Raw genomic sequence first — 16,486 nt, 5'->3', positions numbered from 1 at the left:
GGATGAAGTTAAAATTTAGAAAAATTGCATATCAATTACACCTATGGCTCGGACTAACGTCCGGGCTTATAGTTGTTATTATGGCAGCTACAGGATGTATCCTGGCTTTTGAAGAAGAATTAAAACATATTGTTCATCCCAACAGATATTTCGTTGAAAATATCGGCAGAAAAAAACTTTCACTATCCGAGCTTACCGGAAAAGCAGAACAGGCTTTACCTGAAGGATTGAAGATGAAGAGAGTCATAATGTCTTCTGATCCTTCAAAAACGTATGTATTCCGTACGCTGAAGATGGATGATGAAGCGTGGACCTATTGGGGAACCTATCTTTATTATTACCGGGTTTATGTAGACCCTTATACCGGAAAAATACAGGAAGTAGAAAATGCAAAACAAGATTTTTTTGAAATTGTTCTGGATCTTCACAGAAGACTTCTGCTTGGTGAGAAAATAGGAAAAACTATTACAGGATATTCCACATTGATATTTGCTGTTATCCTTTTATCGGGGCTTGTGATATGGTATCCCCGTAAAATGAGTAAAGCCATGCTGAAAGGAATGTTTTTCATTAAAACATCTGCCAATTGGAAAAGAATCAACTATGATGCTCATAATGTATTGGGTTTTTATGCCGTGATTCCTTTACTTCTGATCTCTTATTCCGCATTGATATGGAGCTTCGAAGATGTAGACAAATGGGTAAAGAACACACTGAACGGCAATACTCCGACAGAAAAGAAAGCCAAAAGTACAATCCCTTCCGAAGAATTTTCAAACCGTGGAAATATTCTCGATTTAATTGGAAATAGAATGGAAAAAGGACTGACAGATAAAAAATCTGCACTTGTCAATTTCCCAAGATCGGAAGAAGGAACTTATTATGCTGAATTGACGCATGACGGCAGACAATATCGTAATGAACAATTTAATTTTGATCAATATTCAGGAGATGTTTTAAAATCTCAGTCTTATAAAAACAAAAATATCGGATATGGAACCGCATTAAGAGAAAGAAATTATGATCTCCACACCGGAAGCATCCTGGGACTTACTACCAGAATTATTTATTTTCTGGCTGCCATCATTGCAGCATCGCTCCCAATTACCGGTTTTATTATCTATCTCAATAAGAAAAAGAAGAAACCAAAACACAAGAAAAACAAAATCGTTTTTCCTCCTGATCATTAATACAAGCCTCTGTAAAGGGGCTTTTACTCTTTTTAAAACCACAAAAGTCACAAAAGTTTTTATTTTAAAACACTTTAGCCACTTAAGTAAGTTTAAAATGATGCGCAGAATAGTTCACATAAGATGAAAATCAAAGATTTTAACCACGCTTAAGTGTACTTATTATACATAAAGCTTGGCTCTAAAAAACTTAAGTGCTAAAAACTTTTGTGTCTTTTGTTATGAAAAATAATCAATATAAAAGATTAGGCAACTTCTTATTTTAAATATCCAGTATCAATTTTATCGCAGATAAAATCCTTGCGCCTTATTAAAACTTATTTTTCAGCATATTTGCGCCTTTGCGTTTTAAAACTAATGTAATCTCTTTTTGTTGAAGTTTTTTTGGAAATCGCAAAGGCGCAATTTTTTTTATCTCTATACTTTTTTAGACGCAAGAAAATCAGAGATTTTCAGCAAGCAATATGATATAATTTTTCACAAATTTTATAAGTATTTATTAAAAAATCTGCAGAATCCTCTAAATCTGCGAGAGATTCAATCACCCAACCAATCCCTTCACATTTTTTGAAAAAACTTCAATCCCTTTGTTCATCTCTTCAACATTCAAATCTCCAAACCCCAATCGCATTGCCGTAAGTCCTTTATTTTGATACAACAATGTTTTAGGAATGAAAAGATTGTCCTTCATACAATTGCGGCTCAGCTGCATAAGATTGATCGGAATATTCCATTCCAGCCAGATGGCGAGGCCACCGGACGGTTTTTGAAAGGTGATGAGGTCACCCAGATTTTCATCGAGCAACAAAGCAAAATGATCCCGTCTTTCCTGATATACTTTTAAAGATTTCTTCAGATAACGGTTAATTTCCCCTTCAGCAATCATATCTCCAAGAGCTCTTTCCATCAAAATATCACCCTGACGGTCGATAATTCCCAGATACTTCCGCATTTCTATCATCAGATTTTCAGGAGCAACAATAAATCCTGTTCTGAAGCCTGGTGCCAAAGACTTCCCAAAAGAACCAATATAGATCACCATCCCATTCGTATCGGCGCTAGCCAGCGGAAGAATAGGACTTTTGTCGTAATGAAATTCATAATCATAATCGTCTTCCAGAATAATGAATCCATATTCATTGGCCAGTTCCAGTAACTCAAATCTCCTCTGGGCACTCAGTGCAACGGTAGTAGGATAGTGGTGATGCGGAGTGAGGTAAAGCATTCGTATTTTCTGCTTTTTGCAGGCTTCCCGTACACTTTCTACGATAATTCCTTCTTCATCGATGGGAATAGAAACAATATCAACTCCCGCTTTCATAAAGATCATATTGACGGAGAAATAGCTCAGAGCTCCCACCAATACGGTGTCGCCAGCAGAAAGAAGAATTTCGGAAACAATATAGATACTCATTTCCGTACTTCGGGTAATCAGCAAATTGTTCTTGGAAATAGGGAGTCCACGGGAAAGATTCAGATATTCAGACAAATGTTCTTTAAAAAATTCACTCCCGTCATGGTTGTAATGTCCTAAAGCTTTCTGATTGGATTTACGCTTCAGAATAGAACTGTAAAACCGGGAATGCTGTCCGATTTGGGTTAAACGAATATCCGGCACCCCATCATTAAAGACATATTCACAGTCTGAATGTTCAAAAGGATTATCCAGGATATTAGATGTTTTGAATGAAAAACCGGTCGTTATTGGATAGTTTTGAAGGTTATTCTGCTCAAAATCGTTCACTTTTACAGGTTTTTCCTGATCTTTCCCAATCACAAACGTTCCTTTATTGGGAAAACTCTCTGTCCAGCCTTGAGCCGACAGCTCATCATACACTGCAACGGCTGTATTTCTATGGATTTCCAGCATTTCACTGAAAGTTCTGGTTCCGGGAAGCTTGGTTCCGAAAGGCAAAACTCCTCTCTGAATCGCATTGATCAACTGATTCGCAATTTGTAAATAGATAGAAGTCTCTGATTTTCTATCTATTTTTATAAAACTTTCATAAGGAATCTTAACCGGACTATCCATAATATAAAAACTGGCACCACGCAACCATCCGGCAATATACTACTTTTGACATCAAAATAAAAATCTATGGAATTTCATAATCTGTTAAAAAGAATTGTACAGGAAGGAAGTACCCATGCTAAATGGCTGAATACTCTTTCTTTTATGGAAAATGCCGGTGCAAGAAAAATATCAAAATGTGAACATCCAACTTTAGTTTCTCAGATCCAGCTGAAACATGCTGCTGAAGAACACCGTCATGCTTATTATTTAAAAAAGCAGATCGGGAAAATAAATCCTGAACTCTGCAAAACCTACGAAAGCACAGAACTTCTGGCCCCTATAGCAACAAGCCAATATCTTCACTCATTGGATATTAAAGCCTGCCGTTATCTTCAGAAAGCTTTCAATCTTAATACTATAGATATTAAATATGCAGCCTATCTTTTTGTAACCTACGCTATTGAGGTTCGTGCCGATGAGCTTTATACGGTTTACCAGCAGGTTCTTACGGAAACATCTTCTAAAATCATGGTAAAATCTATTATTCTTGAAGAAGAAGGACATCTGGAAGAAATGATCAACCAGCTCAATGAGTTTTCACCAGACTGGAGACAACATGCAGATCATATTCTGACCATTGAAAAAGAACTGCATGAACAATGGATTAATGCTATAACGCAGGAAGTAGCTCAGTTGAATTATGCTTAGCAATGTCTTTCGTTTTCAGGAATCTCTTGACAAAAGAAAAGAGGATGGAATAATAAGAAGTTTAAAATCTAGGCAGGAAGGAATTGATTTTTATTCCAATGATTATCTCGGTCTCGCCAGAAGTAATGAACTTCAAAATAGACTGTTGCAAAAGGTTACAGATAACCCTCAGCTGCTTTCAGGAAGCACGGGTTCCCGTTTGATCAGTGGAAACAGCAGTATTGTAACTTCGGTAGAAAATTATATTGCACAAAAACATCAGTTTGAATCAGCATTGCTTTTTCCGTCGGGATATAATGCTAATCTGGCCTTATTTTCTACGCTTCCGAGCCGTCATGATGTAGTTATTGTAGACGAGCAGATTCATCGGTCTGTGCATGATGCGTGTCAGTTATCGAATGCTAAAAAACTAAAATTTAAGCATAATGACCTCGAGGATCTTGATAATATTTTAAAGAGGCAACAGGGACACTGTTATATCGCGATAGAAAGTTTATACTCCATGGAGGGTGATTTTGCTCCCATTCAGGAAATAGCTGTGCTTGCTGATCAATATAAAGCGTATCTGATTGTTGATGAAGCTCATGCTTTTGGTGTTTTTGGCTATGGATTGGTTGAAAAATATCAATTACAGAATCAGGTATCAGCGGCAGTAGTGACCTATGGAAAAGCTCTTGGAGCCCATGGAGCGGCAATTCTCTGTAATGAAACCATACAATCTTATCTGATCAATTTTGCAAGCCCTTTTATTTATACCACTTCTGCACAGGATTTTCAGTGGATGAGTATAAAAACAGGATATGAATTCTTGGATCAGCATCAGGAACTGTCCCAAAAACTTCAGGACAATATTAGAGTTTTCAGAAGAAGAAATCTACAATCTCCGTCGTCAGAAACAAGTCCGATTCAAGCTATTGTAATTCCGGACAATCAGAAACTGAAGTTATTACAAGGCACTTTACTTGAGGAAGGATTTTTAACGTATGCGATATACAGTCCGACTGTAAAGCCAGGAAGCGAAAGACTGCGAATATGTCTTCACAGCTTTAATACTGAAGAGGAAATTGTAAGGCTGACAGGAATTATTAAAGAATTTGTTTAAAACAAAGATATAAATAAGCAAAAAGGAAAAAAGAAACAAATTTTCAAACCCCGGAACACGAATCCAGAATCCCGAACCCATGAAATTATTTATAACAGGAATAGGAACCGAAATAGGAAAAACAGTTTGTTCGGCTGTTTTGGTTCAACATTTTAAAGCAGAATATTGGAAGCCCATACAATCTGGTGACCTACATCATACAGACAGCCATAAAATTGAATCATGGACTGATCATACCACCTGCCATCCGGAAGCTTACCGTTTACAGCTGGCAGCATCCCCACACCAGTCTGCGAGGGAAGAAAACATCACAATAGATCTGGATGATTTTCAATTACCCAAAACTGATAACCCATTAATTGTAGAAGGAGCCGGAGGACTTATGGTACCGATCTCCGATACTACTTTCATGATTGATCTGATTGAAGAATTAAATCTTCCAACAGCACTGATAGTCAGAAATTATCTGGGCTGCATTAATCATAGCTTGCTCTCAATCATGGCTTTACAACAAAGAGACCTACAACTGGAATATTTAATTCTTAACGGAGATTTCCCCGAAGATACGGAAAGAGTGATCTGCAGTTTTATAGAAAAAGAAACAAAAATTATAAGGATTCCCGAAATCAACACTACGGATAAGGAATCTATACAACATGTTGCAAAGCAATTAACAATAACAAAAATAGGATAATGGATACAAAAACAACATTGAGAAACAACTGGACGAAAGAAGAAATCGAAGAAATTTATCACCTTCCCCTGATGGAACTGATCTATAAAGCTGCCACTGTACATCGTGAATGGCATGATCCTTCTGAAGTACAGATTTCTACATTATTGTCCATCAAAACCGGTGGTTGCCCGGAGGATTGTTCCTACTGCGGACAGGCAGCCCGTTATCACACCAATATTAAAGTACAGGCTTTACTACCTACAGAAACAGTGATTGCACACGCTCAAAAAGCAAAAGATTCAGGATCTTCAAGATTCTGTATGGCTGCAGCATGGCGAGAAGTTCGTAACAACCGTGATTTTGACAGGGTAATTGATATGGTAAAAGGAGTAAACGAACTTGGGCTTGAAGTGTGCTGTACTTTAGGAATGCTTACGGAAGAGCAGGCTGTAAGGTTGCAGGAAGCAGGATTATATGCTTATAACCATAATCTTGATACTTCAGAACAGTATTATGAAGAGATCATTTCTACCAGAACATTTGATAACAGAATCAATACCATCAACAATGTCAGAAATGCAGGGATTACAGTATGTTCCGGAGGAATTATCGGACTGGGTGAAACGCATAGAGACAGAATTTCAATGCTTCTGACGTTGGCAACGATGCCAAAACATCCGGAATCTGTTCCTATCAATGCATTAGCCAGAGTAGCAGGAACTCCATTAGAAGATAATGAAAAAGTAGATACCTGGGAAATGGTAAGAATGATCGCTACAGCAAGAATCGTAATGCCATCTTCTATGGTAAGATTAAGTGCCGGACGTATAGAAATGTCAGAAACAGAGCAGGCTTGGTGCTTTATGGCTGGAGCTAATTCTATTTTCACAGGAGAAAGAGAAACCTTATTGGTAACTCCTAATCCGGGAGTTTCTGAAGATATGCAGATGCTGCAGACCTTAGGATTAAAACCTATGATGAAAAAAGAAACATGCTGCTAGAAAATTATGAATGATAAATGATAAATGATGAGTGATGAGCTGGATTACTGTTATTATGGCACTTATTATAAAATTGGTTTTTGAATCTTTATAAACTGCTGTACAAGTTGGAAAACGCAAAGGCGCAAAAGCTTTTGTAGTAAGTAATTTTTAAGGCGCAAGGATTTTATCTCCTATAAAATTAGATATTGTAAATTTTATTCTCTCGCAGATTATGGAAATTAAGCAGATGAAATTAAAAAGAATCTGCAAAGTCCCCTAAATCTAAAAAGAAATGACACCTCACTTGCTGAAAATCTTTGATTTTCTTGCGCTTTAAAATATTCGCAATCTATAATAAAACTTTGCGACTTTGCGATTCATCCAACATTTACAACCACATATTCAACTAAATTATTGTTAGATCCAATTTCATCACTCATTATTACTTTTTACATCAATATATGAATACAATAACAGAACAACTCAGTCTGCAAAAGAGAGATAAAGCAGTCAACTGGCATCCTTATACTCAGATGAAAACAGCTGACGATATTATTCCTATTGTAAAGGGAAAAGGAATTTATCTGTATGATAATGAAGGAAAAAAATATCTGGATGTCGTTTCATCATGGTGGGTAACGTTGCATGGGCATTCACATCCTTACATTGCACAACGTGTTTTTGAACAGTTGAATACACTGGAACAGGTTATTTTTGCAGGATTTACACATGAACCGGCTGTAAAGCTTTCAGAAAATTTACTGAAGCTTCTTCCGGATGGTCAGGAAAAAGTTTTTTACTCTGATAATGGCTCTACAGCAGTAGAAGTTGCTTTAAAAATGTGTATTCAATATGCATACAATCAGGATAAAAAGAAAACGAAGATTTTAGCTTTTAAAAATGCTTATCACGGAGATACCTTCGGAGCCATGTCTGTAAGTGGAAAAAGCTTCTGGACAAGACCTTTTGAAAGCATGCTTTTTGAAGTTGTTTTTATTGATACCCCCAATGCCGAAAATCTGGATAGCCTTCAGTCGCAGATTAAAGAATATGCTGATGAAGTCGCTTGTTTTATCTATGAACCTTTAGTTCAGGGTGCTGCCGGAATGTTGATGTACAAAGCCGAAGATCTTAGCCAGCTGATGAAATTCTGCAGGGAAGAAGGCGTTCTTATGATTCAGGATGAAGTTTTTACAGGATTTGGAAGAACGGGTAAGCTTTTCGCAGCAGACTATCTTACGGAGAAACCGGACATCATGTGTTTTTCAAAAGGACTTACAGGAGGAACCATGCCAATGGGAATTACTACCTGTTCCAATGAAATCTACAATGCTTTTCTTTCAGATGACCGTTATAAAACTCTATTTCACGGGCATTCGTTTACAGCCAATCCTTTGGCCTGTACAGCGGCTCTTGCGAGTATGGAACTACTACTTACAACCGAAACTCAAATGAATATCAACCGCATCACTCATCAGCATTCAGAGTTTGTGAAAGCACTTGCTTTTCATCCTCATGTAGAAAAGGTTCGTCAGATCGGAACTATTTTAGCTTTCGATTTTAAAACCGGGAATAGTACTTCTTATTTCAATGAAATAGGGAAGAAGCTTTACAATGAATTCCTCCAGAGAGGGATTATTATGAGGCCGTTGGGAAATGTAATCTATCTGGTTCCGCCATATTGTATTACATCTGAAGAATTAGACTTTGTATATCAGAATATTATGGAAGTTTTGGATCAGTTTAAACAGTAAACGGTCCCTTCTGGTAATAATTATTTTTAATTTTTTTAAATGTACCTTATAGGTTTCTAAAACCTATAAGGTTTTTATGTTCAGAAGATTAATGCTCAGGTATCTTTAAAGTTCCTGTTCTGCCTTTTTCAAAACACCAATTAATTCTTTCAATTCATCTTTATTGAATTCCAGTAAATTCTGATTCAAATAATGGGAAGGAATTTTTATATAATTAACCCACGATGAAAGCTTTTCACGATAAATACTTCCAAATTCTATATTGCTCATCGTCACAAATTTATACTTGGTTTCCTGAGTCGTTTTTTCGTTTTCTTTCTGTTCTACAGTCTGAAGTGCCTGAATCAGTTTTCCCAATTCATTTTTATCAACGGTGAGTGTCTTTTTGGATATTTCGTCAAATGTTTCATACTCATACATGATTCCCAGAAGAGATTCTGATGAACTGTCCGAGATATCTTTCGTTACAATTTTTTGAATATTCAGGTTTTTAAACTTGCCCAGATTGGAGATTTTTTTCTCAATTAATGTCCCTTTTCTTGAATTGACGGTAAGTCCGCGGGATGTCGTGTTAGATCTTTGAATAGTTGGGGGTGGGGCGATCTGTGCAGTGGTCCATGTACTTAATGCACAGGAAATCAAAATAATGATTCTTTTCATTTGTAGGATTGTTATTAGTTTTTGAAATGTAAATTTACTAATTCTTAATAAGTTTTTTTGTGAAAACTTTTCCATTTCCAAAAATGGCTTTTGCGAAATAAACTCCTTTAGAAAGTTCAGAAACGTCGGAATTATTTTTGTTTACAGTTTTTAATAGTCTTCCATCAGCTGAATAGATTTCTATTTTGTCGATTTTTTCTTTTGAATGATAAACTAACTCTTGTTTTATAGGACTTTCAAAGGTAATTTCAGTAGTATTTTTGAGAGTTTCTGCTGTTGATAATGTAGCTGTACCGCTTAAAAGATATTTAACAATTTCTTTTGTAGTCCCCTCTCCATAAACAATTACATTATTATCAAAAACTTTGATTGCGTGCATAAAGTGATAGAGTAAATTAGAATCGTTTTCTACATATTCTCCAAATACCTGATCAATAGCTCCATTTTGATTGAGTTTAGCGATATAATAAGCGGGTGCATTATTAAGATCAGCATAGCCAGCGATATAATAAGAATTGTTTTTTTCATAAATATCCCAAAATTCAAGACCAAGAGTACCACTATAGCTGAATGTGGTATCCGGCGTTCCATCAGCATTCAGTCTTCCTATGGTGGCAGGGTTTAATGATGCAAGCTGTGCATATATAATTCTATTATTCGAATCCGTTTTTATAACGTTAACATTCACGCCATTGAACACGGCCACTCCGTTGTTGCCAAAACCAGTCATAAGCTGTCCATCATAACTATACTTTTTTATGGTATTATGCTCTAAAAAAATAAGATTGAACTGATTATCTAAAATGATGCGGGGAATTCCATTCGTTAACAGCTCTGCATTACTCCCAAAGCTATTATCTGATGTACCATCAGAATTTAATCTAAATGTATGAGTATATCCATCAAAAAATCCATTAGTATCTATTCCGGTTCCTGAAACAATAATTTTGTTTCCTTGTTCTATAAGGTTATTCTTTATATTGAAATTGTCCTGATAGAAATTGGCTAATGCTTTTATTCCTCCATTTGAAAACGAAGGATCTAATTGTCCATTGGAAAGCAGCCGAACTACATCTAAATAATTAATATTATTTGCAGAATCATATCGTCTTAACAGTACGGTTAATTTATCATTGTTATGCCTTATAAACCCAACCAGAGCATCTGATGCGTAATTCAATGCAATTTTACCATTAGCTCCAAAAGCCAAATCCAAAGAGCCATTGTAACTTGTCGCCTTAGAGATAATTAACTGATTAGTATTGGAGTCAAAGGATTGATAAAATACAGTATTGGTTGCTTCTGTTAGTTCTCCTAGATAAGAACTTCCTGCTGGAAGATTGTAAATCCCGTTCGAAGCAAACATAGGATCTTTGGAAATAATTTGTGCAAAAGAAGTTTGTGCTACGAGAGTAAGCACAAATAATAATTGTTTTTTCATTGTTTGGTTTTTTTAATAAAAATTTGAGGTTATATATGTAACCCTACATAGATATATTTTTGTTTGTGTTCCCAAATGTATAATAAAATTTTAAAAAAGGAAAGAGAAAGGGGCAGTACTATAGGAAATTATAGGAAAAACAAAATATTTTTCAAAGAAGCTATAAAACCATTGCTTTATCCCAGCTCATTGCCCCATGAATGAAGTTCAGAAAGAATAGGTCCCAATTTTTGCCCTTTTTCCGTTAATTTATAATACACTTCCGGAGGGAAATTATAGACTTCAATCCGCTCGATAATTAGATCTTCTTCCAGCTGTTTCAATTGCTCTGCAAGGACTTTCTTTGAAACTCTGGGCATATTCCTCCACAGTTCTACAAAACGTACCTGATCTTCTTCAAAAAGGTTATGAAGGATCAATGGCTTCCACTTACCCGAAAGGATATTCAGGCTTCGTCTTAATCCACAGTTTTTAAATTCTTCAAAATTCATAAATCAATTGAATATATGTGGTTAACCTTTTGGTAACCTTCGATTGTTTTACCCTCATCGGGCAATAGCTTTGCGGTACAAACTTAGGCAAAATGAAATTACAATTATGGCGCAATGCAACATTGCTATTGAATATTGATGGGGTTTCCATCCTCGTAGACCCTATGCTCGGAGAAAAAGGTTCTATGGGGAAAATCCCGATGACAGACAGCGAATTACTGAATCCCCTGGCGGATCTACCTTTTGGTAAAGAAGAATTAAACCAAAAACTGGAAAAAGTAGATGCTGTTGCTGTAACCCATCTTCATCCTGATCATTGGGATGCTAAGGCTATCGAACTGCTTGATAAAAATATTCCGATTATCTGTTCAGATGTCATCTCAGGTCACATTGCAGAGCAGGGATTTACAAATATTATGGCAGTAAATGGTCAACTTCAATGGAGAAACATTGAAATATCAACCACCAAAGGACAACACGGAACCGGAGAAATCGGAGAAAAAATGGGAATCGTAAATGGTTTTGTTTTTAAAACACAAAATGAATCAGTCTATATCGCAGGAGATACCATTTGGTATGACGAAATTGCCCAGGAAATTGCTCAACATCAGCCACAACATATCATTGCTGCCGGAGGGGCAGCTACTTTTTCCGTGGGAAATCCTATTATTATGACCAGCGAGGACATTATCAAAGTCTGTGAATACGCTCCAAAATCCACTGTGTGGGTGACGCATCTGGAAGCCGTAAGCCATTGCAGAGAAGACCGGAAATATATTAAGGAAAAGATCCGTGAAAATGGATTGGAGAAAAGGTGTTTTGTGCTGGATGATGGAGAAGAAGTTGACCTTCATTTTTAATTTTTGAATATAAAGAGTATTCAAAAAGAATTAATACAGAAACAAAAAAAAGGGTAGAATTCATTTCTACCCTTTATCATGTATCAAACGGTAATTTTAATCTTCTACACACTTATTTCTCGCTGCTTTCAATCCAAAATAAAGCATCAGAAACACCGCACAGCTTAATAGATAGAAGGAACTGTTCCAGGAAATATCCCAATCATGAAGTTTTCCAAATAACGGAGGTCCAAATGCGGCAATCAGATAGCCTACAGACTGCGCCATCCCAGAGATTTTGACTGCATTGATGCTGCTTTTCGTTCTTGTAGAAAAGAACAGGATAGACAGACTGAAAGACAAACCGTTGGAAATTCCTATAATAACAGCATTCAGATAGATCCATTGGGATTTCAGGAATACAAACATCATGGTACTTCCGAACATCAGAGTGCATATAAAAAGAATCATCAGCCTCTGATCTTTCATTTTGCTGGCAATAATAGGGCAGCAGAAGGTCACAGGAATCATCGTAATCTGAATCACAAAGAACACCCAGCCGGAGCTTTCACCCTGCATATGAAAATCTGAAAGAAATGAAGGAAGCCACGCTACCAGACAATAATAAAATAAAGACTGCAGTCCCATAAAAACACTGATGTTCCATGCCTGGGCAGATTTGAACATATTAAAATCAGACGTGCTCAGTGCTGTCTTAGGCTGATTCGGATTTCTTTTATTAAAAATAAATTCCACCATTAAAACGAGGAAACCCAATGCTGCAATCACCAGCCAGATTCCTAAAGAACCTTTCCATCCAAATCCTGTCCATTCTCCGATTTTTACACTAAAACCGGAAGCCAAAGCTGCAGTAAGATTCATTGATACAGCAAAAATCCCTGTCATAAGGCCAATCTGCTTTGGAAAATTATTTTTAACATATCCCGGAGTGACTACATTTCCGATGCATATTCCTAGGCCAATGAATATAGAGCCTAAAAATAGCAGCCAAAGAGATCCGCTAATTCGCAGAAACAATCCGAAACTTAAAATAATCAAGGAATACATCAAAAGTTTACTGATTCCAAACTTATTTGAAAATTTACTCACCAGCACAGAGCAGGTCGCAAACATAAACAGTGGAATAGAGGTAAGCAGGCTCACCTGGAAATTATCCAGTTTCAATGCATCTCGTATGTCTCCGAGTACAGGAGCAACCGCTACAATTGGTGAACGAAGATTGCTGGAAATTAATATAACTATCAGAACATTTATAATTAATAAAACATACGAAGCATTCTTTTTTACTTCATTCTTCATCATAATAAAAACTTTTGTGCAAAATTAGTGCAGTAATTTTGTTTAATTTTGCCAAAGTTTTAACCCAAAACGACATGAATGCCAATGACAGCATAAAAATAGACGACTTAAAGAAGCCTTACTTTGTATGGTTTGAAGAAAACTGGGTTCATGATAATGTTCTCCATCACCATCAGAAAGGTCAGCTGGTCTATGTTGAAAGCGGATTCCAGTACATTACCATTGAGGATAAAATTTATCTTCTTCCACAAAATCATGCGGTGTGGATTCCTCCCAATGCTGTTCATAAAACCAATTCCCATTCTGAAAAGATAAAACTGATGATTATGTTTGCTGATGTCAGTACAGAAAATCCTTTTTATCATGAGATCAATGTATTTTCTGTGCCTCCGGTTTTAAAAGAAATGATAAAATACGCAGAAAAATGGTCCAAATTGATGACGGCAGACCATGATGAAAATATATTTTTGAAAGCCTTGTTTAATGAACTTCCACGGTTTGTAGAACACTCACTGACAATTCATGTCAGTCTTCCAAAAGACAAACGCCTTACCAAAGTGATTGAGCACCTTCACAATCATTACCATAAAGAAATTAAAATGGAAGATCTCAGTGACGCAGTCCTCTTGTCTTTCCGTACGCTGGAGCGAATCTTCAAAAAAGAAACGGGGCTTACTTTAAGCAAATACCAGCAGATGCTTCGTATCATCAAGAGTCTGGAGTTTTTGAGTGCAGGAAATTTAACAATTTCTGAAACAGCTTATGAAGTAGGGTACAAGAGTGTGCAGGCTTATACCAGAAGTTTTTTTTCTGTAATGCAGTTCAGACCTACAGATTTTATTAAAACTATTCAATAGCCGTTTAAAGCACTTAGAGAGCAAGTTGAAAAATGCTCAAAAAGGGAATTATCAACCTATTAAAATACTAAGTATTCCTTTGTATAAAAGCAATTGATCGAATTGAAAAAAAGAATATTTCCCATTTTGTGAGATTTTCCACTTCAATAGCTAATATTCAATTATGAGATGATTGAAAACAAAAAGGTCTCCACGAATGGAGACCTTAAAAAAACACAAATGATGAAAAAAAATTATTTCGATTCACAAATATAAGCAAAAATTGTGTTACCCAAAACACTATAAGGTCATTTTTTTTAAATATTATTTATTTTAAGTAAAAACAATTATTCTCTAAATGATTTTGTATTTCTTTAGGATTCTGAAATTGGCAGCCTCAAAACATATACTATCGAAGATAATTCGCGCTCTGATGAATTGTGTGCTGTTTTTTTCAATATAATAAGGAATTCCAAATGGTGAATTATATTGAATACAAACCCTTTTTAAACTCTAATATAAACGAGCGTTTAACTTTTTTGTGAGTCTACTCATAAAGTTCAGTACGGTTTTTGTATTAATTTGTTCAAAAACTATATTAAATGAGTCCAAAGACATTCAAGGGAGTTCCTACACAAAAATTTGGAGGCTTTCATGACACTGAAAGCAGAAAACTATTTAAGCAGGATATGATTCCATTGAAGTTTGAGATGTTGAAAGAAAGATTTTTCTCAATCAATAAATGGAAAAGTTATTGCGGAGAGCCATTTGCAGCATTTAAACTCTATAATCTCAATGGAGATCCGGTAGATCGTGAACCCCAAAAAGGAGATTTTATCAGAATCGATATTCCGGGACCGGGAGAATCCGAAGCCAAAGGCTATGATTGGGTAGAAATTACAGATATGTGTTTCTATGAGGATAGTTTTTCTGAAAGCATATCCATGATATGCAGTCCATCCATCAATCCGGAAAATAAAAAAAGCAGCCATATCGCTCATTTTTATAGCTCTGGAGCAAGTTCTACCTTTATGATCTCCCGAAATCCCGCTCATTTGAAAGCGGCAATCTACGGACGTAATGAAACCCCGAATTTCAATGCACAATTTCTTGACACGATGAGAAATCTTGCCATTGCAGTCGGAGGAATGACAGGTATTTCAAAAGTTCAATGGAAACAGCTCACTGATGGTCTTTTGGATATTGACTAGACATGATATTCCTTTTTTGATCTAGATCAAAGTTTTGTATGTGTTGTACAGGGACATTTGCACCCGAATATTTTAAACAAAATTTATGAGTACAACATTAACAAAAGGACAGACCATTCATTTTTATCAGGCGATCACTCCGATTATTATTTCGGTATTCGGAGTTTATCTTACTATAGGAATTGCCTTGGGAGTACTTCCCAGGTTTGTTCAGAATAGCTTAGGATTTGACAGTATTATTGTAGGGCTTGTCATTGGTCTGCAATCACTGTCAACACTTTTGACCCGGGCTTATTCAGGGAAAATTACAGATACAAAAGGCGCTAAGAAAAGTAAGATGTCCGGCGTGGTACTAGCCGTTATTGCCGGAATTATATATGTATTGGCCGTATTATTTCAGACTCATCCATTGCTTGCGCTGGCATTGCTGTTCGTGGCGAGAATTATTCATGGCGTTGGGGAAAGCTTTCTGGTTACCGGAGCTTTAACATGGGGAATAGGTCTTGTAAGACATTCCAATTCGGGTAAAGTAATGACCTGGAACGGGATTGCGATGTATGCCGGGATTGCCATCGGGGCACCTATCAGCATCTGGATAAGTAAAGAATATACTATTCTGCCTGCCTTTATCCTTATTGCCTTACTTCCGCTTGTAAGCTGGCTTTCTACCGCAAAACTCCCTTCTATTCCTGTAGATAAAGATCACGTAAGAACTCCTTTTTATAAAGTCATCGGAGCAGTATCCGGACAAGGGTTGAGCCTTGCCTTTTCATCAATGGCTTTTGGATGTATTGCCTCTTTTATTGCTTTATTTTTCTCTGAAAAAAATTGGGGTGATGCTTCACTTGCCTTTATCATCTTTGGAGCATGCTATGTCCTGACCCGAGTTTTCTTTGCTTCTTTTCCTGATAAATACGGAGGTTTTAAGATTGCATTGATCTCTTTAATCATTGAAGCCGCAGGTCAGGTATTAATCTGGACCGCTGCTTCCAAAACACTGGCTATCATCGGATGTGGGCTGACAGGCATTGGGTTTTCATTGATTTTTCCTGCTTTGGGTGTTCTCGCAATTCAAAAAGTAAAACCACAGATGAGAGGAACTGCATTGGGCGCTTATGTCGCTTTTGTTGATCTTTCATTATGTGTGGCCGGACCGTTAGCAGGATTGATTGCCGGCTGGTTTGATTATCAATCGGTATATCTGTTCGGAGGAATAGGCTGCATTATCTCAATGATTGTTTTACTATGTAATAAGAAATAA

15 protein-coding genes are annotated in these 16,486 nt (G+C 36.5%); 10 read left to right on the top strand and 5 right to left on the bottom strand.

Annotated elements, in window-relative coordinates; genetic code table 11:
* Positions 1–2: 2 nt before the first annotated feature.
* Entirely contained in the window at positions 3–1,190 is a 1,188-nt protein-coding gene (locus C1634_RS18550; RefSeq protein WP_103232500.1) for a PepSY-associated TM helix domain-containing protein, read from the top strand.
* 541 nt (positions 1,191–1,731) lie between these two features.
* Here C1634_RS18550 and C1634_RS18545 read toward each other — a convergent pair.
* Positions 1,732–3,222, bottom strand: coding sequence for an aminotransferase-like domain-containing protein (locus C1634_RS18545; protein WP_109738919.1), 1,491 nt, complete (start codon positions 3,220–3,222; stop codon positions 1,732–1,734).
* A 66-nt stretch (positions 3,223–3,288) separates the two neighbouring features.
* On the opposite strand from C1634_RS18545, the gene C1634_RS18540 reads away from it, so the two are divergent.
* The 5 genes from C1634_RS18540 (at position 3,289) to bioA (ending at position 8,427) form a co-directional block, all read left to right on the top strand.
* Positions 3,289–3,912 carry a hypothetical protein gene (locus C1634_RS18540; protein WP_103234780.1) on the top strand — a complete coding sequence of 208 codons (624 nt, stop codon included), beginning with the start codon at positions 3,289–3,291 and terminating at the stop codon, positions 3,910–3,912.
* Positions 3,905–5,014, top strand: a complete 1,110-nt coding sequence (locus tag C1634_RS18535) for an aminotransferase class I/II-fold pyridoxal phosphate-dependent enzyme (RefSeq protein WP_103234779.1) — start codon at positions 3,905–3,907, stop codon at positions 5,012–5,014. The genes C1634_RS18540 and C1634_RS18535 overlap by 8 nt, the downstream gene beginning before the upstream one ends.
* A 79-nt stretch (positions 5,015–5,093) precedes the next feature.
* Positions 5,094–5,708, top strand: coding sequence for a dethiobiotin synthase (gene bioD, locus C1634_RS18530; RefSeq protein ID WP_109738918.1), 615 nt, complete (start codon positions 5,094–5,096; stop codon positions 5,706–5,708).
* Positions 5,708–6,691, top strand: a complete 984-nt coding sequence (gene bioB / locus C1634_RS18525; protein WP_103234777.1) for a biotin synthase BioB — start codon at positions 5,708–5,710, stop codon at positions 6,689–6,691. Before bioD ends, bioB begins: the two co-directional genes overlap by 1 nt.
* Before the next feature lie 443 nt (positions 6,692–7,134).
* Entirely contained in the window at positions 7,135–8,427 is a 1,293-nt protein-coding gene (gene bioA, locus C1634_RS18520; protein WP_103234776.1) for an adenosylmethionine--8-amino-7-oxononanoate transaminase, read from the top strand.
* A 105-nt stretch (positions 8,428–8,532) separates the two neighbouring features.
* Here bioA and C1634_RS18515 read toward each other — a convergent pair whose 3' ends face one another.
* The 3 genes from C1634_RS18515 to C1634_RS18505 all read right to left on the bottom strand — a co-directional run bounded on the left by C1634_RS18515 (position 8,533) and on the right by C1634_RS18505 (position 11,019).
* Positions 8,533–9,087: a hypothetical protein gene (locus C1634_RS18515; protein ID WP_103234775.1), complete on the bottom strand. Its 555-nt coding sequence runs from the start codon at positions 9,085–9,087 to the stop codon at positions 8,533–8,535.
* 37 nt (positions 9,088–9,124) lie between these two features.
* Positions 9,125–10,528 (bottom strand): T9SS type A sorting domain-containing protein, encoded by a 1,404-nt coding sequence (locus C1634_RS18510; RefSeq protein ID WP_109738917.1) that lies wholly within the window; start codon positions 10,526–10,528, stop codon positions 9,125–9,127.
* 176 nt (positions 10,529–10,704) lie between these two features.
* Positions 10,705–11,019 carry a winged helix-turn-helix transcriptional regulator gene (locus C1634_RS18505; protein ID WP_109738916.1) on the bottom strand — a complete coding sequence of 105 codons (315 nt, stop codon included), beginning with the start codon at positions 11,017–11,019 and terminating at the stop codon, positions 10,705–10,707.
* A gap of 92 nt (positions 11,020–11,111) precedes the next feature.
* Here C1634_RS18505 and C1634_RS18500 point away from each other — a divergent pair, with 92 nt between their 5' ends.
* A complete protein-coding gene (locus tag C1634_RS18500; protein WP_103235367.1) occupies positions 11,112–11,879 on the top strand; it encodes an MBL fold metallo-hydrolase in 768 nt (255 codons plus the stop codon).
* Positions 11,880–11,975: 96 nt separating this feature from the next.
* On the opposite strand, the gene C1634_RS18495 is transcribed toward C1634_RS18500, so the two are convergent.
* Positions 11,976–13,181, bottom strand: coding sequence for a CynX/NimT family MFS transporter (locus C1634_RS18495; protein WP_228410108.1), 1,206 nt, complete (start codon positions 13,179–13,181; stop codon positions 11,976–11,978).
* Positions 13,182–13,252: 71 nt separating this feature from the next.
* On the opposite strand from C1634_RS18495, the gene C1634_RS18490 reads away from it, so the two are divergent.
* The 3 genes from C1634_RS18490 (at position 13,253) to C1634_RS18480 (ending at position 16,486) form a co-directional block, all read left to right on the top strand.
* Positions 13,253–14,035, top strand: a complete 783-nt coding sequence (locus C1634_RS18490; protein ID WP_103235359.1) for a helix-turn-helix domain-containing protein — start codon at positions 13,253–13,255, stop codon at positions 14,033–14,035.
* 581 nt (positions 14,036–14,616) lie between these two features.
* The gene (locus C1634_RS18485; RefSeq protein WP_103235358.1) at positions 14,617–15,225 is read left to right on the top strand and encodes a hypothetical protein; all 609 of its coding nucleotides are present in this window, start codon (positions 14,617–14,619) and stop codon (positions 15,223–15,225) included.
* 85 nt (positions 15,226–15,310) lie between these two features.
* Positions 15,311–16,486 (top strand): MFS transporter, encoded by a 1,176-nt coding sequence (locus C1634_RS18480; protein WP_109738914.1) that lies wholly within the window; start codon positions 15,311–15,313, stop codon positions 16,484–16,486.

This window comes from Chryseobacterium viscerum (genome assembly GCF_002899945.2).
Lineage (GTDB): Bacteria > Bacteroidota > Bacteroidia > Flavobacteriales > Weeksellaceae > Chryseobacterium > Chryseobacterium viscerum.
Note: the sequence above shows the minus strand (reverse complement) of the source record. Positions and strands in the feature narration are given on the sequence as shown.